This is a genomic window from Pseudovibrio sp. Ad46 (assembly GCF_001623065.1).
GTDB lineage: Bacteria > Pseudomonadota > Alphaproteobacteria > Rhizobiales > Stappiaceae > Pseudovibrio.
This window is the reverse complement of sequence record NZ_LMCG01000071.1, coordinates 165,426-188,617: the sequence shown is the minus strand read 5'-3', so window position 1 is coordinate 188,617 and position 23,192 is coordinate 165,426. Positions and strand designations below refer to the sequence as shown.

General features: G+C 49.3%; 13 protein-coding genes and 1 tRNA gene. 5 read left to right on the top strand and 9 right to left on the bottom strand.

The window, feature by feature from the left end:
- Nucleotides 1–945 precede the first annotated feature (945 nt).
- From PsAD46_RS19325 to PsAD46_RS19310, 4 genes are all read right to left on the bottom strand, one after another.
- Nucleotides 946–4,563: a hypothetical protein gene (locus tag PsAD46_RS19325; protein WP_063307633.1), complete on the bottom strand. Its 3,618-nt coding sequence runs from the start codon at nucleotides 4,561–4,563 to the stop codon at nucleotides 946–948.
- Nucleotides 4,564–5,144: 581 nt separating this feature from the next.
- Entirely contained in the window at nucleotides 5,145–7,484 is a 2,340-nt protein-coding gene (locus PsAD46_RS19320; protein WP_063307632.1) for a P-loop NTPase fold protein, read from the bottom strand.
- Nucleotides 7,485–7,659: 175 nt separating this feature from the next.
- Nucleotides 7,660–8,814, bottom strand: coding sequence for a Shedu immune nuclease family protein (locus tag PsAD46_RS19315; RefSeq protein WP_063307631.1), 1,155 nt, complete (start codon nucleotides 8,812–8,814; stop codon nucleotides 7,660–7,662).
- 756 nt (nucleotides 8,815–9,570) lie between these two features.
- Nucleotides 9,571–9,644, bottom strand: a tRNA-Cys gene (locus PsAD46_RS19310).
- A 302-nt stretch (nucleotides 9,645–9,946) separates the two neighbouring features.
- On the opposite strand from PsAD46_RS19310, the gene PsAD46_RS19305 reads away from it, so the two are divergent.
- From PsAD46_RS19305 to PsAD46_RS19290, 4 genes are all read left to right on the top strand, one after another.
- A complete protein-coding gene (locus PsAD46_RS19305) occupies nucleotides 9,947–10,606 on the top strand; it encodes a protein-L-isoaspartate O-methyltransferase (RefSeq protein WP_057464431.1) in 660 nt (219 codons plus the stop codon).
- Nucleotides 10,607–11,064: 458 nt separating this feature from the next.
- A complete protein-coding gene (locus tag PsAD46_RS19300; protein WP_063292423.1) occupies nucleotides 11,065–12,432 on the top strand; it encodes a TolC family outer membrane protein in 1,368 nt (455 codons plus the stop codon).
- A gap of 221 nt (nucleotides 12,433–12,653) precedes the next feature.
- On the top strand, nucleotides 12,654–13,301 hold the full coding sequence (locus tag PsAD46_RS19295; RefSeq protein ID WP_063292424.1) for a DUF2497 domain-containing protein: 648 nt from the start codon (nucleotides 12,654–12,656) through the stop codon (nucleotides 13,299–13,301).
- A gap of 208 nt (nucleotides 13,302–13,509) precedes the next feature.
- Entirely contained in the window at nucleotides 13,510–16,347 is a 2,838-nt protein-coding gene (locus PsAD46_RS19290; protein ID WP_063307630.1) for a valine--tRNA ligase, read from the top strand.
- Between the two features lie 57 nt (nucleotides 16,348–16,404).
- Here PsAD46_RS19290 and PsAD46_RS19285 read toward each other — a convergent pair whose 3' ends face one another.
- Nucleotides 16,405–18,366 carry a mechanosensitive ion channel family protein gene (locus PsAD46_RS19285; RefSeq protein ID WP_063292525.1) on the bottom strand — a complete coding sequence of 654 codons (1,962 nt, stop codon included), beginning with the start codon at nucleotides 18,364–18,366 and terminating at the stop codon, nucleotides 16,405–16,407.
- 390 nt (nucleotides 18,367–18,756) lie between these two features.
- Between PsAD46_RS19285 and PsAD46_RS19280 the strand changes: the two genes are divergently transcribed.
- Nucleotides 18,757–19,290: a DUF2155 domain-containing protein gene (locus PsAD46_RS19280; protein ID WP_208981933.1), complete on the top strand. Its 534-nt coding sequence runs from the start codon at nucleotides 18,757–18,759 to the stop codon at nucleotides 19,288–19,290.
- 13 nt (nucleotides 19,291–19,303) lie between these two features.
- On the opposite strand, the gene aat is transcribed toward PsAD46_RS19280, so the two are convergent.
- From aat to PsAD46_RS19260, 4 genes are all read right to left on the bottom strand, one after another.
- A complete protein-coding gene (aat, locus tag PsAD46_RS19275) occupies nucleotides 19,304–19,993 on the bottom strand; it encodes a leucyl/phenylalanyl-tRNA--protein transferase (RefSeq protein WP_063292427.1) in 690 nt (229 codons plus the stop codon).
- 31 nt (nucleotides 19,994–20,024) lie between these two features.
- Nucleotides 20,025–21,392 (bottom strand): acetyl-CoA carboxylase biotin carboxylase subunit, encoded by a 1,368-nt coding sequence (gene accC, locus PsAD46_RS19270; protein WP_063289054.1) that lies wholly within the window; start codon nucleotides 21,390–21,392, stop codon nucleotides 20,025–20,027.
- Nucleotides 21,393–21,406: 14 nt separating this feature from the next.
- The gene (accB, locus tag PsAD46_RS19265; protein WP_063307629.1) at nucleotides 21,407–21,883 is read right to left on the bottom strand and encodes an acetyl-CoA carboxylase biotin carboxyl carrier protein; all 477 of its coding nucleotides are present in this window, start codon (nucleotides 21,881–21,883) and stop codon (nucleotides 21,407–21,409) included.
- Nucleotides 21,884–22,407: 524 nt separating this feature from the next.
- The gene (locus tag PsAD46_RS19260; protein WP_063307628.1) at nucleotides 22,408–23,151 is read right to left on the bottom strand and encodes a DsbA family protein; all 744 of its coding nucleotides are present in this window, start codon (nucleotides 23,149–23,151) and stop codon (nucleotides 22,408–22,410) included.
- Between the last annotated feature and the right edge of the window lie 41 nt (nucleotides 23,152–23,192).

Sequence of the window (23,192 nt, the reverse complement as noted above, 5' to 3'; positions counted from 1 at the left end):
CCAGCGGCGGGGATAGCATTAATTCATGCAGAAACCTAATCTAATTAAGTTTATCTGATAATTGGTGGTCAGTTATGATTTGGTGTTATTTGTGTATTTATATATTATATAAATAACGTAAATGTGAATATTGTTGAAATATTAACAAATTGTAGTGTGGGCATAAAGTATATCTTATGAAATCTATGGGTTTATTTTTTGAGTAGTGCATCTCACAGTAATAGTAGGGCATTTATTAGGGGGGCACTATGCAAAACTCATTCTTTCGAAACACCAGTGTTTTTGCTCCTCATCTATCTAATCGGTTTTACGGTGTAACAAGGCATGCTTGGTTCTGCTTTGTTGTTTTGGTGACCGCGAGCTCCATCTGTTGTCTTCTTTTCGCATATGAAGCGGCGACTGAAGCGAATGGAGCGCAGTTCTTGATTGCTTGGACTGGCTTCATTGGCTGCCTAGTCTCTTTTTGGGCAGCTCTTCGGGTGAGACGTACCTCGCGTCTAGCTAGTTCCATTTGGGAGGATGATGATTAGTTCAGATGCCAATCAACGTTGTGTTGGAACTCATGGGCGTAGCGATTGGATTGACCAATTCCGGACATTCGACCTAATTCCAGGAGCTTCTAGCCAGCGCATAACTTCAACCATAGGTCGATTTTAGTCTGCCTGTTGCTGAGTGACCATTGCTGACATTGGCCTTGATGCAAGGCCATCCCTGCCTAAACGAGATTTTAATTTTGGGTCGAGGTTGCTCTGTTTGCCATGGTCTGTACGAATGACAGGAATGAGACCGTTTCCGGATGGCTATGTTTAAGATACCTGAAACGAAAGAACAGCCTTTTTTGGGTGCGCCCTACTAGATAGGCCGCCGCCGATAATAATTCCAAAGAGAAATAGCGGATCATTGCGACCTGCTATCGCTCAACGGACTATGTTTCCGACCAATTCGTTACCGCCTTTTGAGATTCACACGTATGTCATTACCTTGGAGCCAACCGCCTCCCTCGCTCCATGAAGAGATCACACCGCGAGAATCAAGCCATTGGACCAACAAGCGATTTTCATCTGTGTTTGGTAATCTTGGAGTGTGATATCCCGTCGTGATCTCAGAAAACGGTTTCGGAAGCGACGCGAGGACTTGACGAGCTTCCTCTACAGTCATGGTCGAGTGAACCTTGTTAAAGAGAGAAATCTGCGTTCCAATGGATTTTGATTTCGTGATAAGTGATCGTGCTGCAGCAACGTCAAGGTGAGGCAATCTAACATCGGTGCGATCAAGAATAGGACCGATGAGTGCTGCTCGATCTGGAAACTCTATGAGCGTGCTCATATCCATTAGGTCAATGATGGCGCGCTTGTCGCCATCTTTTGTGTCGCCTCTTAAGAGCTTTTCGCGGAAGTCGTCGTCAAGCGCAAACGTGTCAGGATTCGCCAGATAAGTTTCGATGTTTTCTGCTACGAAAAGCACTGGCAAGTCCGTCTCGACTTCTAGCGAGTCGAGGTTTTCCTTTGAAAAAGTGATCTTATGCTCTTTGATAAGAATGGTGAGCTTCGAGGAAGCTAGCTGCTTGGGGAATTTTTTGAATAGGTTGGGCAATGCTCGGACATATTCCCGGTAGCTTTCGTCGCTCATTGCATCCGCGTTAACGAGGGTTTGGCGTAGCGGCAAACTCTCCGGATCACTCCGTAGAGGATACTTCAGTATCGCCGCGCGCACATCTTCCCGATCAAGATAAGCGACTAAGATATCAGTCGCGAAACCACTGGCTCCCATGAACGCGATGCAGTTTCCCCATGTTGGCTCGATACGTCGCAGTTCAAACACCATGGCGTGGAATCTCTCCGGAACTCCATCCAGCGTTGGCAGGAGAGCCGTTTGTCGTCCGAGAAACGTGCGCAGATTGTCTTCGTCAATTTCCTTGCGGCACAGGATATCTATTATGGCCGCGACATCCTCTTCGGAGTTGCTGTCAAGCTCGAGAAGCACGTCGCTAAGATAGAGGTCGAAGTCGCGTTCAACCCTCGTCAACAATGTCGGATCCGTGATTGAATGTATTGTGGTGTAGTTGCGCTCGCGAAACGCAGTGAGATTGGTCTCCCCCAGAACCTTTCGATAGACATATTCAAGATTCGCTATCGAGAGTTCAAACAACCCCTTCTTTACCATGAAGCGTGCAGTGCCGGTGTGTGTCCCTATGGCCGGAAGATCCCGAACCTCGATGCCAATGCTCTCCAGGCGTTCGGGTGCTAGGTCAGATGCAAGTGCCAGAATTTCGGGAAGGTTCGCCGCTACGAATTCAGGGAATCCGTCGCCATTGCTTGCCATTGTTGCAAGCGTCCTTCCAGGAAGGTTCGTCAACAACTGCGTGACATGGGAGAGATTGCGCTTGCTAGCGATAGCCGTCGGAACGAACTGTTCCCAATTGTTGATCAGGCCGGAAAGTAACCCGGAGACGTCGCGTCCCGTGGCGTAATAGGCCTCGAAGAAAGCTGCGCAGCTATCGAAATTGGACGCGATGAACTCGAAGAGCCTCTGAGTTTGGTCGGTATAACGGATCGTCTCGCTTAAAAGGCTGTCGACCAGTTTGACGTTAAGGACATAACTTTGACCGAAGTCTTCATCGCGCATCGCCGCAATGACCTCTTTTGGGTTGTCGATTGGAAAGGCTGGATCGGGTGTAGCGAACGCACGTATCTGAATGAGGAACTTGTTGTCATTGGGCGACAGTCGGCCAGAATGAAAGAGCGATGTATACTGATAATAAGTGTCGTCGAGATGACCTTCCAAAATTAGGAAGCGAGCCAGATCTCCTTTCTCGCTAAACCCGTCGAAAAGATCGGTTACACGCTCGGCGCTTGAACGTACGAGCTCATTGAACTTAGTAGTTCGAAGCGTCCCGATCCTTGATCTTAGATCCCGAATTCGACGCAAGCTCTCTTCCTTCTTGGCCGACGCCTTGTTTTCTATTTCCAACTTGCGTTGCGAATAAGATTTCAAAGGATCAACATTGTCTTGCAAACTGGCGATATTCACACTCGTGTTGTAGCCATTGGATAGCCGATAATAGAGATGTTCAGCTCCGATAAATTGTTCAAAATTCTCTTGGTTTAACAACTGCCTAAACGTAATCCAAGACCGTGCATTTAGGCTGACACCGGAGGCATTTTCCGGTAGCATCTCCAAGAGAGCCATTCCGTAGATCTGGCGTAACTCTTTTAGGTCCGAGGGGGTCTGTCGCTCAGCAGTTTCAATCTTCTGTTCGAGATCCGCGATCTCGGATCGAAACGCGGCCTCACCCTGCATGATAAGTTCATCTTTGCGGCTCAAGATATTAGCAAGATTTCCTTCGCTGCGATGCAGGTGTTCAAAGTCTCTGGGATAAACGTTCTTGTAGATCAAGACTGCCAGCAGCTTATCGGCGTTAAGCACATTCTCGTCGTCGGTTTCCAAGTTAGCAGCGTATATAGCATATTCATTGAATATATTCTGGATCAACCTGAGGTCGTTGAGGTAGCGCGAAACCTCTCTAAGGAATTGACGACCAAGACGCTTGTCGAGCGCCAACCTCTTTCCTTGCTCCAAAACCATATCGATCGAGTTCGATGCGTTAATGATAGGAATCACTGGAATTATGAATTCGAAGAACTTGGTTCGATCAGTGTTGGCGAATACGTCATCGCGCAAGGCATAAAGAAACCTGATGGTTCGATCGACGCCCGCGTTCTCATTTACCAAGCTGTTGATTTCACGCAATGTTACGAAGATTTCGGGGTCTTCGAAGCGGTCTAAGTCCTCAATGATGACGAGATCATATTTTGTCGATTGGAAGAAATAGATGATTTCATCTAAGTGGCGGTTGAGGATGGAATCCTGATTATCCGATGCCGGCCTTATCTCAATGTCTTTCAGTGAGAAACTCTTCAATGATAACCCGAAGCTGGCCACATAAAAGTGATGCAGCACTGCCCAGAGAAATAGCGCTGCGAAGGCGAAGCTTCCGAGATTAAGCCAATTGCTCAGAGCGAACGGACTGAAGAAACTGCCGTCTAGAATAACTTCGCGCATTGCGAAAACGTACCAAAGCGCAACCAGACCGATCGTGATGTACAGCGATTTCAATATCGATAGAACGCCGGGCGACTGAATTCGTTTAAAGCGCGATAATGGGAGTTTGTTGGCGTCGGCGCCGTAAAGCATCTGCTCCAGTATGCTTCTTTCAATTCTTTTGCGTCGTTCGTCACCATCAACTGGAGCCGCTTCGTGTGCGAATGCCGCGAGAGATACGTGAAGCCTCGACCCAGGATATTTTTTGAGGAAGGATTGGATAATGCTGCTTTTTCCCGACCCATAGGGGCCTGTCAGCGCAATATTGTATACCTTCGGGTCGGTCGTGGCGAAGTCTAGAGCTTCGGAATATACACCGTCTTTATCGGCTTGATCGATTGGCGCGAGATTTACGAACTTGGGCGGCGTGGCCGCCGAGCTACCCATACTTTCCAATAAGTCCGCCAAACCAATGAGCCGTGCCGCCAACCAGTTTGTTAGTGCTACAATGCGTTCGCTCATAAGTACCTAACAATCAAAGTTCCGAGCGGTAAAAACATATTTGGCTTGGAGATCACCGATTTTTAGCCGCTAAGAGCTCCGCATTTGAGAATCAATCACTAGAACTCCTGTGTCCACAATTATAACGCGAAGTGGCCAACAGCAACGGTTTTGATGAACGGCCGCATTGGGCCGCTTGAGTAATCCTAGTCCGCTCATAAAAGCGACTGTTGAAGCCTTCGGGCGTTCCTGTCTCAACCCATTATGGAAGCGCCCGAAAGTCCGCTACTGGTCCTCTGCTTCAAGCGGATCAAACCAATCCTAAGGTGACGCTTCGCTCTAGATTAGGCTGATCTGTAGCTAGGTCTATGTCAGCTTTAGTCACTCGGCAGCATACCTGTAAGCAGGGTCATGAACTGCCGTTCGGGTGTTTCTATCATAGGTTGAGACAAACTGAGAGAGCTGCTGTAGTGGTCTCTGCTTGTCGAACTTTACTCGCCCCAATTATTGCATGAGAATTAATTGGAACACGCCCCTTTGAGCCCTATACGTCTTTAGCTACGTAAAACTGATAATTTATGAAAACATACTACGTATCATGCCTAGGCGATGAGACTTACAACCTGACCAATGGGATCGTCATCTTGAGCTTTTTCCGAAACTCTTCCATTCATTCGCGCATCTGCAACGCATTTGCATAGCTTTTCGACGAGATCTTCACTGCTATGCGTCACTCCATTTGAGTGCAATAGCATTCGAGCTAGTTGATACTTAAAGAAAAAAGATCGAACTGCACGAGGCGTCACAACTTCGCCAGAGCTCTTAAAACTATTGGATAGCGAGATCCGAATTTGATTTCGTTCAGCTATCGATAAAATAAAGTCTACTTTTTTCTGCTCACTTGATGGTTTTGTGGAATGCTGGCCAGTTTCTCTCTTTTGGCCTTCGGAGAAACGATGCTTTTTCTCTTCATTAGTTTTTGGGGGTTCAAGCCCAAACTCTTTGGAGAATACGTTCACCAACTCACCGACCCCTTGAGATGTTAGTGGCGGTAGGCAGACATGACAAAGAAACACCTTTTCCATATGCTCTCTTATGGCGGCCTTTCCCTTAGTATCCTCCTGTTTCTTTTCGTTTGAACTATCCGAAAATCGCTTTAGGATTGCTGCTTCAAGAACCGTGTTATCCGCTAAAATCATCGCTTGAACAAACTTGCCAATCTGCTCTTCATCGATCATTAGTTTTACACCGTCAATAAGGTCGACAACCTCCTCATCAGGGCAGCGATCAAGATCATCTACGACTAGAAAGATACGGTCAACTCTCCCACTCTCTGAAAAGATCGCGCACCCAAAAGCTATGCAAAGCAATGTCCATAAAATCCATGCAGTAATCGAAGTAATTGATGCGGCACCGGTGTAGAGGGCAAAACCATCAATCCCCATTGCTCTCAGGCTTTCAATCACCCAAACATTTTTCCACCAAGTGAAGGATGCAAGCCAAACCAAACTGATGGTGAATGTCACGAACCCAAATAAACGTTTTTGCCAACAAGTGAATTGAGTTTGTTTTGTCCACGCCTTGATGAGAATGGCCAAATCCTCTCCAATCAAAGCTTGCATACCTAAATGTTCTCGATGACTGGTTACGATCCCATACCGGTCAAAAAGGCTTCGAAGGGATGCAGACCACTTGCGGATCAATATAAACATGCCCACAACGCCAGTCACACCAAACAACGCTACGCCATGAGGTATTAGTAAAGAAAGCCACATAAAGGGGACTGCTGACAAGGCCAAGATCACAAGCGTGAGAAGTGTATTGATAAACCCGTTCTTCTCAATTCCCGCACGCATTGTTCGAAGAACATAAATGTGGTTCTTATTGGAGAGAAAGCTATTGATAAAGCTCTCATACAACCAGATCCATAGCTCAGGTCTTTGTCTGTATCGCCATGCGTTGAACTTCACAATATCATAGGTAACTTCTTCTAGCCCCTGCGCACTTTGCTCGCCAAAGACTTTCATATATGTGCTTTTATAGCTGTTATGCTCTTGTAAATAAACGCAAATTTGCTTTGCTATTGAAGTTTTTCCGCTACCCCATCGTCCTAAAAGAGCTAGTGAAAACTCACCTTTTGCGGTTCGGAAAAGGTGGGCTAGAGACAATGCGAAGCGGTCTGAGTTAAGGACGAGGTTCTCGGGTTCCCTTTTCAAGTGAACTCCGGCACCTTGCGTAGAATTTGAATCAAGATCTTCCTGCTCTGCTTCATCTTCTCTAGCAGCAGCAATCTGATTGGGATGGTTTGGTGACGGAGCCCAATCAACAGTTCCACCACGTTCTAAGGATGAAACAGCGCTTTTGATAACCTCGTCAGTTACGAACTCTTCGAATTGGTCGCGGATCTCTTCTTCGGCACCGTAAGGTCCGCCGTAGATGTATATGTATCCATCTTCTTTGTCATAGAAGAGCTCGTTTTCAGGTCCCTCATAGTAATGATGGAACCACGATTCGATTGCGTCAGTAACCTTATGTAACGGGATGGATCGAACAATGTGGGCATTTTGTTTAAACCACTGTAGAAGATGATCAGGCGTTACAAGTGCAATATCAACGTCACTCGGTTTATGTTTTGTCTCAGATAAAGAATCGAAATCTAGTTCAGGCTCATGCTCTAGCCTATAGTCCAAATCTTGAATTAGGCGATGTTTCCCCACATCAGTATTGTTGTAATTCTGAGCACCTACCGGATATTCAGTTAACACCCAACTCAACCGACCAAGATCGTCATGGTCTACAATTGCTTCAAAGGTAGTCGAGGGTCCCATTCCGCGTTCTTCGCCACCCGTTACCTCCCAATCCAGTTCGTCTGCAAAGACTTCAAACTTTTCTTTCGAACCATTCTTTTCAATGATAGCAATGCCATCGCAATGAATTTCCATCGGAAACCTTCGTAACAATTCAGGTTATAAAACAGCTTAAACACTTTCGCACCTGGTTGGACCAACTAATAACCCGAAGGCTGATTGCAACTCCCCACTGATAATTATTGTCAAGCGGTTTATTGCGCCGAAAAGGCCCACGTATTGGCTCGCAGGCAACTGGAGTGAGTACTCATTAAGTATTACTTGTGATGAAGCGTGCGCGTTCAAGCAACTCATCAAAAGTCAAAATATCAATGTTTTTGAGATCTCTCCGAAACAACTCGAAAGTATCCCGCTTAATTTGGGTATCTCGCGCATTGTCGGGTTCTTCAAACTCCTGAAGAGAACCAACAACTAGTATTGTTTTCGAGTTTCTTGTGCGTGCCTCAAGTTTCCGCGTTCCGTCCTTCGACCAGTGATCACCACCTTGAGCGCATGCCAACCATTCAGCCTTTTGTTGCAGTATTTGTGAAACAGCTCCGGTAAACTCGGAGCTAAACTCCCAAGTTCCTGCACGTCCTCCCTTTGCCGACTTAAATATTCGGGTGTCAGGGCGCTTTATCTCTACCAGCACGGTGTAATCCTTAAACGTTTGCAGGAAATCCACGATTGGCTTGTTTTTGTTGTCTGTTCCGGCTCGACCAACTACCGCTTCTCTCTCAAATGGATGCATTACACGATAATCAAGGCCGTAACCAAAGACCCACTGGTTCCGTTCAAAAAAATCTTGCCATTTAGGCTCCGACCAATCGCTGACTGCAAACTGTTTTTCAAATTCTTGAAGGCCGTTTTTTCGGCCAAGAAGGACGTTTATTTCCTCGCTGGTGAGGGAGCCACTGAGACCTTGTATTACTGAATCCCGCTTCCTCGGATCCATCTCTCTAATTTGCTCAACGATGGCGCGTTCCGAAGAATCAATTATGGCCTTGGGGCCAGGTTGAGTTGAAATGTCTTCAATCTGAAATTTCGCATGGTTCGTCAGATTTGTGAATTTTATCTGTTCCAAGAAGTTTAGTAGACGATAAAATTCGTCATCTCGAAATGTAAAACTATGCTCATCATAACCTTGAATAGAACCGTTCTTGCGGGACTGGAACGTTTGAAAGGTTAAACGCCGAACTTCATTGTCATCTTGAGAGACTACAGCAGTTACTTGAGTTTTTCGAACTTTTCCAGTTAGACGAAGACACATCGCACCTTCGATTTCCCCCAAGTGAACAATATCTGAGCCTTCCATCACCATTTGCACATTTCGCAACGGCTCTGATTGTGCGTCGTATTGGAATAGCTTCGAGATATAGGTTTTTGTTTCCTTTCGGTTGAGAAAATACTTAGCTTTATCTTCCATGCAATATTCCATAGATACTAACGACTGAGGAAAGGGTGCCGGATTCGGCCTCACATCAGTATGTCATCATTTCTGGGGGCAAACAAATCGTGCTGCCAATGGTTCGCTCACTGATCGAAACTGACCTAGAACCGCTAATTGCACGGTATCCCGTCCACAGCAGCTATGTCCCGCACAGGGTACATGGACCGCGCTTAAGTGGGTTGCCTTTCATACCTTAGGTCTATTGGAAACGCACACAATCAGAAATGGCAAAGGCAAAAAAACGGTGCGTGCCCAATACAAAGGCGAACGGCAGCAATGTTCACTCATCAACAAGCTGACCAAAATCGACTTATGGTTGAAATTACGAACTGACTGTGAGCAACTGAATTTAGGTCGAATGTCAGCTTATGGTCACAAGATACCAAATCTCTTGATCTCTCTTTTCTCGTGATCTGTCAGAGCGATGTGGGAAGAAAGGCATGCGCAAACAGTTCATTCGACGGCCTTTGCCAAGCCAGTGCGCTCAGATGCATTGTGTTTTTTTAGATTTTTTCAATGCGACTGGATTACTTGTCACTTACCGCACTGGTTGAAGCTGGATGTGCTTGCTTACATTCAAACGACAAGAAATTTACATCATCAAAACTGCAGCTTTTGGAGAGTATTAGGGCGTCATTTTGAGGGCAAAAATCCCTCACTTCGGTTCCGTCACACAAGGTGTGAGGGAAAAGTCCCCAAAATATAAACAATAACAATGTCAGGAAAAGAAAGTGGAGGCCTCTGCCGGAATCGAACCGGCGTACACGGATTTGCAATCCGCTGCGTCACCACTCCGCCAAGAGGCCCCGCTGTGGTGTGAGGGGCTTTTCTGATATTTGGGGCGGATAGTCAAGCGGGCAAATTCACTTTCCACGATCACTCTTGTGTAAAACACCGAAATCTATGGGGTTTACCTAAGTGAGTAGCTTTCTGGATGAGGCACGGCTTTTCTTCCTGCATGGAGAAAAAGCTCGTATTTGCACCGTAAAGTTCAAAAATAGAAAAACAACAGAGGGAACTGTTTATTTTTACGGATCTGGCAGCTTGTGTTTGTGGTGCATGAGCGATATTTCTCAGCCAAAGAATCTTGCGAGACAGTGAGGACAGGATGGTCAACTTCGCGGAACAAAGAACACTGATGGTCGACAATCAGCTGCGGACCAATGATATTACAGACCTGCGCATTATTGGTGCTATGGGCAAGGTGCCTCGCGAAAAGTTTGTTCCGGAAAACCTGCAGGAGCTGGCCTATATTGATGAAGATGTAGCCGTTGATGAAAAAGGCGAGCGTAAAATGCTCAAGCCGCACATCTTTGGTCGTCTTGTTCAGCTGGCTGATATCACTGCCAAGGATGTAGTTCTGGTGGTTGGTGCTGCCTCTGGTTATGGCGTGGCGATCGTTTCCTATCTTGCTGAGGCTGTTGTTGGTCTGGAAGTTGATGTGGCGCTGTCTGAGGCGGCTTCAGCGAATCTTGAACAGTTGGGCATTGAAAATGCTGCTGTGATTGATGGCGATCTGGCCAAGGGTTATGCGGCTGATGCGCCTTATGATGTTATTCTGGTGAACGGTTCCGTTGAAGAGCTGCCGGAAGCCTTGACTGCTCAGCTGAAAGACGAGGGGCGTCTTGTTGTGGTTGAGGGGGAGAGCAATGCGGGCGTTGCGCGGCTTTACACCAAGTCTGGCGGCAATGTGAGTTCTGTGTTTGCGTTTAATGCGCATGCATGTGCGCTTCCAGGTTTTGAGAAGCCGGAAGTCTTTGAATTCTAAACGCTTGCGATGCAGGTACTGAGATGTGAGGCGAGGGGCAACCTTCGCCTTTTTTTGTTTTCTGTGAAGTGTTGTGATGAATTTCCGTTTTCGTGATGTGAATTACAGTTTTGTCCCAATGCTGGTTTAAAGCACTTCAGACTCTGGTGGGGTAAAATGAGAACTGGTTGCTGCTGTTGTCTTTTCTATCAATGATGTAGAGATATCCACGTTTCAATCATTGGGTGAAAAAACGGTAGTAAAAACTTAATGGTTCTATTAGTGTGCCTCCGGGGAATGATATTCTGTGATTGGTCTAGGTAATTGTATCGATAAGATGTTGCCTGTTCGTCGCAGTATTTATTTTTTTCCAAAATCGGCTTGATCGCCGGTTTCGGAAAACGCCGAATAAGATATACATTTCGGCGAGTGTGTTGGGTTTGCGGTTCGTAAGATTGACCCTGTTTGAGGCATATAAAGTGGTTTCTCGGAAAACGTTAACGGGTGCAGTTGCAGTAGTCGGCTTGCTTGTGAGTGCTCAAGGCGCGAATGCTCTTTCAATTAAAGAGGCATTGGCTGCTACCTATCAGAATAACCCGACATTAAACGCATCACGCGCTCAGCTTCGTGCGACAGATGAAGGTGTGCCACAGGCTTTGGCCGGATGGCGCCCAAGCATTATTGCCAGTGGTAATTATGGTTACCAGTGGCAGGAGACACAGGGCACTAACCGAAACCGTAATGAGTATACAGCATCCTTGCAGGTTACTCAGCCGCTGTTCCGTGGTTTCCGGACTGTGAACTCTACCCGTCAGGCTGAAGCTATTGTTCGTGCTCAGCGTGAAGATTTGCGTACAGCAGAGCAGACTGCGCTTTTCCAAGCTGCGACCGCATACATGGACGTCATTCGCGATACCGCGCTTGTGTCTTTGCGTCGGAGTGATTTGAAATTCCAGGAAGAGCAGGTTCGGGCCTCTAAAGATCGCTTTAATGTGGGCGAAGGTACGCGGACGGATGTTTCTCAGGCTGAATCAGGTCGTGCTCGTGCGCAGTCCACACTGAACACAGCGCTGGCAAACCTGAACACAAGTCGTGCGATTTTCCGTCAGGTGATTGGCATTGATCCCAAAAACCTGAGCGCTCGCACCAATGTGACAAGCTTGTTGCCGAAGACTGTTTCTTCTGCAATCTCTATTGGTCAGGAAGAGCATCCTGCGATCCAGTCTTCTCAGTTTCTGGTTGATGCCGCTCAGTTTGCAGTGAAAACTGCTGAGGGTGTATTGCTTCCGACTGCTGATGTTCAGGGAACATTGTCCTATAGCGACAACAACCTTCCTGGCGTGTCTGGAAAGCCGACCAGAACAGCATCTATTTTTGGTCGTGTGACTGTTCCTATCTACCAGAATGGTAGCGAATACTCTGTTGTGCGCCAGTCTAAAGAAGATCTGGGTCGCACCGAGATTTTGGTTGATGTGTCCCGTGATAGCATCCGTGCTCAGGCGATCTCCTCCTGGGGGCAGCTGAATGCATCGATCGCTTCCATTACGGCAGCTGAAGCACAGGTTGCTGCGGCTCGTCTTGCTTTGGAAGGCGTGATTGAAGAGCAGCGTGTTGGTCAGCGGACCACGCTTGATGTTCTGGATACACAGAGTGATCTGGTGGATGCGCGTGTAACATTGGTGACAGCGCAGCGTGACCGTGTGGTTGCTGCTTATGCGGTTCTTTCCTCTGTTGGTCGTCTCGACTATAACAGCCTGGCATTGACCGGTGCGCGTTATGACCCAACTGAACACTACCGTCTGGTACGTGATAAGTGGATTGGTCTGCGGACCCCGGATGGGCGTTAAGCTCCTCTGATATAATGAAATTTTGGAGAAGGGAGCCTCACGGGCTCCCTTTTTTGTTGCCGCATTTTCAAAATTGCTCGTTTTCCTTGTGGGAATTGGCATTTTGCAGAATATGCGGGTGTCAGGCGGGACCGCTTTTCTCTTATATTTAAGTAAGTATTTATTAATGAACTGAGTCGGAAAGCCGGCGGATTAGACGCGATTAGAAGTGGAGCACATACATGGGAGCTGTCTCACAGGGTAACGAGCCTTCCATGGAGGATATCCTGAGCTCGATCCGCAAGATTATTTCGGATGACGAAGCAAGTGGCGCAGAACAGATGACAGATGCTGCATTGAGTGACGCGGACGCGGGTCGCGAATTATCACAGGACGATCTAGATAAACTCTTTGATGATGCGCCAGCGGAAATGGAGCCTGCTCCAACTCCTGAGCCAGAAGTGGTGAAGGATGCGGAACCAGACGTTCTGGAGCTGACGCAAAAAGAGCAGATCGACGAGCAATCCTCCTCATTGAAAATTATCGAAGGTCTTGCTGATGAAGACAAGGAAGAGGATGGAGACATCGCTTTTCTTGATCAGCCGGGTCCTGAAGCGTTTGGGCTGGGCAGCATGGGGCAAGATGACATTCTTGAGCCTTCAGCTGCAAAAAGTCCGGCGGAAACACTTATCTCAAGCGCGACGGACGAAGTTGTGTCCAGCGCCTTTAACGGTCTTGCCAACACGGTGCTGTCCAAGAACGCCCGTACACTGGAAGACCTTGTGGCTGAGATGCTGCGCCCAATGCTGAAAGGCTGGCTCGACCAGCATCTGCCAAGCGTGGTGGAGCGGCTTGTGCGCCAAGAGATCGATCGCATCTCACGCAAATAATCCTCTGGATGTGAGGGGAGAAGCTCTCCCCTTCACACATCCGCTCTCTGCTACTCTTTCTAAGAAAACCGTGTCAAAACTGATCTGTGGTGTGGGCTGTTTGGGTATTTGTCGCTCAAATATGCTCTGTAACTGCATGAAAGGTTGACTTAGGCGAGTGCATCCGATTTACACCAGACAAACTCCATAAGTGGAAGAGCTTTTAGGTATGCTGGATAAAACATATGAGGCGGCCTCTGTTGAGCCGCGGATTTACGACGCTTGGGAACAGGCAGGGGCCTTTAAGGCAGGTGCGGGCGCAGAAGATGGAGCTGCGACCTACTCAATCGTGATTCCGCCGCCGAATGTGACAGGCTCTCTGCATATGGGCCATGCTCTCAACAACACTTTGCAGGACATTATGGTTCGTTACCAGCGTATGCGCGGTCGCGACGTTTTGTGGCAGCCGGGTATGGACCACGCAGGTATTGCGACACAAATGGTCGTTGAGCGCCAGATGGCTGCTGACGGCGGCAATGTCACGCGTCGTGACCTTGGCCGTGAAGCGTTTATTGAACGTGTGTGGAAATGGAAAGGTGAGTCCGGCGGGATGATCTTTAACCAGCTTAAGCGCCTTGGTGCGTCTTGTGACTGGTCCCGTGAGCGTTTCACCATGGACGAAGGCCTTTCCAAGGCTGTTCTGGAAGTGTTTGTTTCTCTTTACAAAGAGGACCTGATTTACAAGGACAAGCGCCTTGTGAACTGGGATCCTAAACTTTTGACTGCGATTTCCGATCTGGAAGTTGAGCAGAAGGAAATGCAGGGCAACATGTGGCATTTCCGCTATCCGCTGGCGGATGGTGTGACGTACCAGCACCCTGTTGCGTTTGATGAAGACGGCAAGGCGACCGAGTTTGAGACGCGTGATTACATCGTGATTGCGACCACTCGCCCGGAAACCATGCTGGGTGATACGGCTGTTATCGTTCATCCGGATGATGAGCGCTTTAAAGAGCTGCAGGGCAAAGACATTATCCTGCCGCTGGTTGGCCGCCGTATTCCAATCCTTGCTGATGACTATGTTGATCTTGAAACCGGCACAGGCGCGATGAAGGTTACGCCTGCGCATGATTTCAATGACTTTGACATTGGTAAGCGTCATTCTCTGCGTCAGATTTCCATCATGGACCGTGAAGCCAACATTGTTCTGCGTGAAGCAGAAGGCTTTATGGATGGTCTGGAACTGACCGATGAGCTGAGCAAAACACTGGAAACACTTGAAGGTGTTGAGCGCTTTGCGGCACGCAAGCTGATCGTTTCCATGCTGGAAGAGCGCGGTCTGCTGGATGAGGTTGTTGATCACGTCAACATGGTTCCACATGGCGACCGTGGCGGCGTTCCGATTGAGCCTATGCTGACTGACCAGTGGTATGTTGATGCCAAAACCATGGCACAGCCTGCTATTGCATCCGTCCGTGAAGGTCGCACCAAGTTTGTTCCTGCCAACTGGGACAAGACCTATTACGAGTGGATGGAAAACATCCAGCCGTGGTGTATTTCCCGTCAGTTGTGGTGGGGACACCGTATTCCTGCGTGGTATGGCCCGGAAGGCAAGTTCTTCGTTGAAAAGAGCGAAGAAGAAGCACTGGCTGCGGCTGCGGAGTTCTATGGTAAGCCTGTAAAGCTGATGGAGCAGAACGACGCTATAGCTGCACATGATGCAGGCGAGGCTGACTTTGTTGCCATGTACCGCGATGAAGACGTTCTGGATACCTGGTTCTCTTCTGCGTTGTGGCCGTTCTCGACTATGGGTTGGCCGGATAAAACCGCTGAGCTTGCACGCTACTACCCGACGTCTGTTCTTGTTACCGGCTTCGACATCATCTTCTTCTGGGTTGCCCGCATGATGATGATGGGCAAGCACTATATGAAGACCGAGCCATTCGACACGGTTTACATTCACGCGCTCGTCCGTGACGAGAAGGGCGCGAAGATGTCCAAGTCCAAGGGCAATGTGATTGATCCGCTGGCGCTGATCGAAGAGTACAGTGCGGATGCTCTGCGCTTCACTCTGGCAGCCATGGCTGCACAGGGCCGCGATATCAAGCTGGCGACGTCTCGCGTTGCTGGTTATCGCAACTTTACCACCAAGCTCTGGAACGTTTGCCGCTTTGCGGAAATGAATGAGTGTCATGCTGTAGATGGCTTTGACCCTGCGCTTGTTAAGCAGACCGTGAACCGCTGGATCGTGACTGAAACCAGCCGCGCTATTCGCGAAGTTTCTGAGGCGATTGATACATACCGCTTCAACGATGCGGCTGGTGGTGCATACCGCTTTGTCTGGAATACATTCTGTGACTGGTATGTTGAGCTGACCAAGCCGATCTTCTACAGCGATGATGAAGCGGCCAAGGAAGAAGTTCGTGCCACAACAGCCTGGGCTCGTGATGAGATCCTGAAGCTTCTGCACCCGTTCATGCCGTTCATCACGGAAGAGCTTTGGATGCGTACGGTTGAAGATGGCGAGAACAAGCGCGAGAAGCTTCTGGCGCTTTCTGCCTGGCCGACCTCCATTGGTGAAGATGGCGAGGCTGCTGCTGAGATCAACTGGCTGATCGACATGATTGTCCAGATCCGCTCTGTTCGTTCTGAAATGAACGTTCCAGCTGGAGCGAAGGTTCCTGTTGTTCTGTGTGGTGCTTCTGAGCAGACCAAAGCCCGTCTGGAAATCCACGAAGCGGCGATCATGAAGAACGCGCGTGCTGAAACGGTCACCACTGCTGATGAGATCCCACAGGGCTCTGCTCAGATTGTTGTTGGCGAAGCGACCGTTTGCCTGCTGCTTGCTGGTGTCATTGATCTGGATGCGGAAAAGGCACGTCTTGGCAAGTCTTTGGACAAGATCGTTGGTGAACTCACCAAGATCTCCAAGAAGCTTGAAAACGGGCGCTTCCTTGCAAAAGCTCCGGAAGATGTCGTTGCTGCTGAGAAAGAAAAAGTGGCTGAACTTGCTGAGCGCAAGGAAAAGATGGATGCCGCTTTGGAGCGCCTCGCAGCTTTGGGCTAAGGCTTGTTCATCTTTTGAATTTTGCAAAACGCGGCTCTTCTGGGCCGCGTTTTTTGTTCAAGCCTTCTTTTTCTTTGTTTTCCGGGCTTTAGTTTTGGGTTTGTCCTCAGCTTTTGGGCTGGGTTCTTGCTTAGGTTTCACAGCCGGGGCAACTGGAGTTTCGGGCGGTTGGAGGCTGCTGTTTTCACCGTAATTGGTGACGAAGGGGTGGGCGACTTCGATGTTCTGATCTGAAATGAGTTTCAGGGTGCGGATGATGATGCTCTCCTGAATAGCGAGATACTCATCCCGGGTTGCTGCCTGAACACTGTCTTCGATCTGGATCACAATGCCGTTTTCATCAATGTTCTCCAGCCTCACTTTTGCTGCATCGGGTTGAGACAGCGGATGTTTGGCCAGCATCCGTTTGATCTTGGAGATGAGCTTTTCCAGTTGCTCGGCGCTGGTGTCGTACTTCAATGCAAATCTGAGAACGACGCGGAAATGGTCCTTCAGTGTGAAGTTCATGAAGTTCATCTTGGCAAGGTCGGCGTTGGGGATGGTGACCAGCGTTCTGTCCGTTGTTCTGATGCGGGTTGAGCGCATGCCGATGGATGTTACGTGACCGCGGACCTTGTTGAACTCGCAATAATCTCCGACACGGACAATGCCGTCTGCATAGAGAATCAGGCCGCCGAGAAGGTTTTCGAGCGTGGGTTGAGCGGCCAGGGCGATGGCGAGGCCGCCAACACTGATACCTGCGATGATGCCGTAGAGCGGGATGTTCAGGCGGGTCGCGCCGTACGTGAGCAAAATGAGAGCGCACAGGATGGCGAAGAACTGCGTTGCTGTGCGGATGATGCTGCGGTCGATGGAGGCAACGCCGCGGTTCTTGAGCAACACCAGCTCGCTCATGAGGCGGAGGACCTTGTATATGATGACTGCGCCGCCAATCCAGACGAGCGTTTCGATGGTCAGGTCATAGACTTGCAGAACCGGGCCACCGATGTTGATTTGATAATCAGCCAGATAACGCAGGAAAATGAGAGAGCCGACAATGACGCCGGAGGTGATGATGCTGAGTACTTGCCGCCGAACCGGCTTCTTGCGATCTGGTAAGCGCCGCATGGTGGTGACGAAGAAGAAAAGAATGACTGCCGCAATTGCAGTGATCAGGATCAGCGCGAACCATTGCCAGACGGCCTGTCCATAATACAGCTCCAGTAGCCATGGAGGTTGGCTTTCAATCAACGAGAACCAGGCTGGCGGAAGCAGGTGCCCGGGACTGCTGGCGAAGAAGTGGTAAAGGTCTTGCGGAATGGAGGAGCGGGACGGGAGTGCTTTGACTTCCTCATAAAACTCCGGGATCCGGTCCACTGTTTCTGCTGAGAAGACATAGTCTCCTTGCTGCGGCCCCTCAGTCATCCTGGTGATGACGATTTGGGTGAATGGGATCGTCCAGGAGCTCTCCAAATCGGCCTGATTGAAGTCGTAGGTGCCTGCTGCTGTTCCGGGGATATCCGGGAAGGGGGGAAGTGGGATGCGGTCCAGAATCTCTTTGAGCTGCAGGACCAGTTCCAGTGACGTTTGCTGGCGTGTTGCGCTCGGGAGGCCGGAAAGATCAAAGCAGCCTCTGGCACGCTCCAGAAGAATCTCGGCGAGATGGATCTGGTTCTGGATGTGCTCATGATTTTTACTCATACCGAGCGTTTCCATGGAGAACGCACCCATGCCTGTGTTTTCTTCGTAAGCTTCCTGAATGAGGTGGTTTGTTTCCTCCATGATATCGAGGAAGCTGTCCAGCGTTGCTCTTGGAGAGCTGGTGTCGGCAGGTGCGAGAGGGAACATGCCGATGATGTCTTTTGCGCGAAACTCCATCAAAGGCATTGCCGGCATGCGTAGTGTCTCCGGCATGCCGTTTTCGTCAGATGGCATCTCTGGCTTTTCTGAGGGAGCTTTCAGGATCTCCTTTTGCTGCTGTTTGATGTACTTCTGGTAGAGGGACTGGGCGGGAGCCTGGCTCGAGAGTGCCAGGAACAAAAGAACGCAAAAAAACGCAGCAAAAACGCGTGTAACGCACAAATAACGCAAACCAACGCATAGTACACTGGAGGCCCGGTGTGGCTGTTGTTGCTGGGTTATCGAGTGCGATTGCTCTGCTTGCATTGAGGTCTCGGTTGTTGGCTGCTTCCTGCTCTATGAAACCAGCCACTCAAGACCATTTGGACAATCCACGCCTTGTTATTTAAGTAAAATTTGCCGGTGGGTTATCGTGGCTTTCGCGCAACGCCTGTGGGTTAGCTGAGATTCCTCAGCGATTGCCGCGTGTTTGCCTCGTTCTGGCCTTTTCCCCGTAGCATTCCAGTGCTAAGCCCTTTACAGCTTGGGCGTTTGAATCACTAGCTGCTGGAAAGTTTTATGGGTTTTACAATGCGTAAATATCTTGGGCGCGCTGCATCCTGCGCACTTGCTGCGTTGATCGGTGGGGCAGCATTGGCATTGCCTGCACAAGCTCAGACACCAATTAAAAACCCGGTTGCAGTGTTCAAAGGGCTGGATAAAATCACCGGCCGCATTACCACGTTTGATGTCTATATTGATGAGACAGTTCAGTTTGGCGCACTTCAGGTAACGCCGCGCGTTTGTAATTCCCGGCCTCGGACAGAAGCCTCTCAAACCACTGCGTTTATTGAGGTTGACGAGCTTACGCTTGACAGTAAAGTTCGCCGGATTTTCAGTGGCTGGATGTTCGCAAGTAACCCTGGTGTGCACGCTGTTGAGCACAGCGTCTATGACATCTGGCTGATCAACTGTAAGAAAACGACTTCTGTACCGCCACCAGAAGGATACGCTGGTCCTGCTGTTGATCTTGTTTCCGAAGAGGATGATCTAGCTGGGAAAGACTTTGTTTCTTCAGGGGAAATTCCGGTGCCACGACCGAAGGTTGTTGCAACACTGCGGTAAATGATGCGGCCTCTCAGATGAGGCCGTTTTTGGTTTTAGGTGGAGCAGGGCGCATATCCTCGATGATCTGCAGCACTAATTTGCCAGAGCTTTCCTGCGGTAGAGCGTGAAAATCTCCGAGTACCATCAGCGCATTTTCCAGCAACTTGCCATACTGCTCTTTGGGAACTTCTGTCGCCCCGAACTGTTCCAGATGTTCTGTCACGAACTGAGCGTCCAGTAACCTGTAGCCTCCATAGAGCAGACGGCCATACAGATGCACAAGGGCAACCTTGGAGGCATCCCGCTCCAGTGAGAACATGCTCTCCCCAAAGAAGGCACCGCCTAGTGATACACCGTAAAGGCCGCCAACGAGCTCGTCAGCGGCGTTATAGACCTCGATTGTGTGGCAATACCCCATGGCAAAAAGTGCAGTGTAGAGCTTGCGGATCTCAGTGTTGATCCATGTCTCTTTGCGCTCTGAGGTGGTTGTCGCGCAGTGAGAGATTACTGCTTTGAAATCACGGGAGGCTCGAACGACAAACTTGTCGGAGCGGACGGTTCTGGCGAGCCGTTTGGGGATGTGAAATGAATCGAGCGGCAAGATACCTCGCCGCTCGGGATCAATCCAGAAAAGATCAGGAGAGTCAGCAGTCTCAGCCATTGGAAAGATGCCACAAGCGTATGCTTTAAGCAGAATTTGTGGGGTAATCTTAAATTCCATGCTGGCCTGCTTTTGACCTCCCTAAATCTCCTCAGTTTTCTTCGGAGTTCTGTGCTGCGATGTGCGCTTCCAGGAACTTCTCAAGCCAATGGATATCATAGGCGCCGTTGGCGATATCCTGATTGTCCAGAAGCTCTGTGAAGAGCGGAACAGTTGTGTTGATGCCATCAACCACAAACTCGCTCAGAGCACGACGCAGGCGCATCATACATTCCACACGGGTCCGGCCATGAACGATCAGCTTACCGATCAGGCTGTCATAATGTGGGGGAATTTTGTAGCCCTGATAAACGCCGGAATCTACGCGCACGCCCAAGCCACCTGGTGGGTGGTAATAGGTGATTGTGCCCGGAGATGGTGCGAAGGTCAGAGGATGCTCTGCATTGATACGGCACTCAATCGCATGACCAGAGAAGCGAACTTCTTCCTGATTGATTGACAGAGTAGAGCCACCAGCGATGCGGATCTGTTCGATCACAAGATCAATGCCAGTTACCATCTCGGTTACAGGGTGCTCCACCTGCAAACGGGTGTTCATTTCAATGAAGTAGAACTCACCGTTTTCATAGAGGAATTCGATTGTACCCGCACCGCGATACTTGAGCTTACGCATAGCGTCTGCACAAACTTCGCCGATTTCCATCCGTTGCTCTTCATTGAGCGCAGGGGATGGACATTCTTCGAATACCTTCTGGTGGCGACGCTGCAAAGAACAGTCGCGCTCACCGAGGTGGATTGCGTTGCCCTGACCGTCGCCCAGTACCTGCACCTCAATGTGGCGTGGTTTGCCGAGGTACTTTTCCATGTACAGAGCATCATCGCCAAAGGCTGCTTTGGATTCGGAACGTGCGGTTGAGATCGCAGTATCCAGATCTTCAGCTGTCAGGGCGACTTTCATGCCGCGGCCACCGCCGCCTGCTGCTGCTTTTACGAGAACCGGATAACCGATTTCCTTAGCGATTGCATGGACGTCGTCTTCAGGAGTGATGCCACCATCAGAACCAGGCACAACTGGAATGCCCAGTTCTTTTGCCGTGGTTTTCGCCTGAATCTTATCGCCCATCACACGGATGTGCTCTGAGGTAGGGCCGATAAAGGTGATGCCGTGCGCCTCAAGAATCTCCGCAAAGCGTGCATTTTCGGAAAGGAAACCATAACCGGGATGCACAGCGTCGGCGCCAGTGATTTCACAGGCTGCCAGAATCTGCGGGATGTTGAGGTAGCTGTCGCGCGCTACCGGCGGACCAATACAAACACTTTCGTCAGCAAGGCGCACATGCATTGCGTCTTCGTCGGCAGTAGAGTGGACCGCTACAGTGCGAATGCCAAGCTCTTTACATGCCCGAAGGATGCGGAGTGCGATCTCGCCGCGGTTTGCGATGAGGATCTTTGAGAACATAGAGACTTCGCCTGTTATTCGATGATGATAAGTGGTTCGCCGAATTCAACTGGCTGACCATCTTCAACCAGAATTGCAGTCACAGTGCCTGACTTTGGTGAAGGGATCTGATTCATGGTCTTCATAGCTTCAATGATCAGAATAGTTTCACCCTTCTTGATGGACTTACCTACTTCAATAAAGGCTGACGCACCTGGCTCTGCTGCCAGATATGCTGTGCCAACCATAGGAGAAGTAACTGCGCCCGGATGGTTTGCTGCATCTGCAGAAACTGCAATCTCTACAGGTGCTGCTGGTGCCGGTGCTGGAGCAGCTACAGGAGCAGGTGCTGCTACTGGTGCCACTGCACCCACTGTCAGCTGACGAGCGACACGAACGCGGAGATCTTTTTGTTCCACTTCGATTTCGGTCAGGTTGGTTTCGTCCAGCACATTTGCAAGCTGGCGGATCATTTCCTGATCAAACTTAGTTTCTTTCGTCATCGTTTTCATCGTCCAGTTCGAAATGCCCTGACTAATGCCAGGAGCCTTCGGTTTGGCCCCCAAAGCGATTGTGCAGCAAGGATGGCCTTTAATAATCTGTGAAAATCCAATTGCTCAGAGCAAACTATGGATTTTCTGACTGAATGAACTACGCAAGCAGTTGGTTATTAACTGCTTAGATAGCCATTAATTCTCTATTTGCGAGATGCTGTCTTTTAAAAAGTATGCATCCGGAGTGCCTAGGCTGCGCATAAGGCAATATCATGTTTATTAGCGCAGAAAGGCACATAACGCTTTGATTTACTCAGAAGTACACAAATGTAGTTGCGCCTACGCAACCAATCTGTTCTCAAAAACTCTGTGTAATAAGCTAGGTTTACTTGACGTATTGGTAAAGTGTAGCCAGGCAAATAAACATAACTGGCCCTCTTATATGGTCAGAGCGGACCAAGGAAAAGACCTTTGTCCGCTCTGAGTTGAGTTCTTAAGGATAAAGCTGCGAAAATGCGTTGATATGCGCGATTGGGATCAATCTACTCGCGTTCAGCTGCAATTTTTTCCTTCAAAGTGTCGTAGCCGACGGCTCCAACAATCACTTCTTCACCCAAAATATAGGAAGGGGTTCCGGTGATGCCGAGCTGTTCAGCAATCGTGAATACTTCCTGGAAGGTTTCAGCTGCGCGGCTGGACTTCATTGATTTTTCAAGATCTGCATCAGAGATCCCAAGGTCCTTTGCAACTTTCAGGCTGCTGGCGAGGTTTGCGCGGCCAGGCTGACCCAAAAGTGCGAGGTGGAAATCCTCGTATTTATCAGGTGCAACTTCTGCAACTGCGATCGCAACGCGTGCGGCTTCCTGAGAGGCTTTGCCTAGAACAGGGAACTCTTTCAAGACAACGCGGAGGTTCTTGTCCTCATCAACGAGGCGAACAAGGTCAGACAGTGCGCGCTTACAGTAACCGCAGTTGTAATCAAACAGCTCTACGAGCGTTACGTCGCCATCCGGGTTGCCGAGGACAATCTGGTAGTCACTGTTGTAGATCTCATCAGAGAGGCTGGAGATAGCACCTTTGCGTGCGCTTTCTTCTTCTGCGAGGCGGCGCTTATCAAGTTCCTGAAGCGCTTCCAGCACGATTTCCGGATTTGCGACAAGGTATTCCTCGATGATTGTTTCGACTTCAGCGCGGTTCACTGTTTCTGCTTGTGCAGAAAAAGTTGCTGGCAGCAGGGCGAACGTTGCTGCACATGTGATCGCAGCTCTGCGAATGAGTTTGTTCATGACGTCTCCTGTAACCCTGTTCGGGTGCTTGATTTTTATCA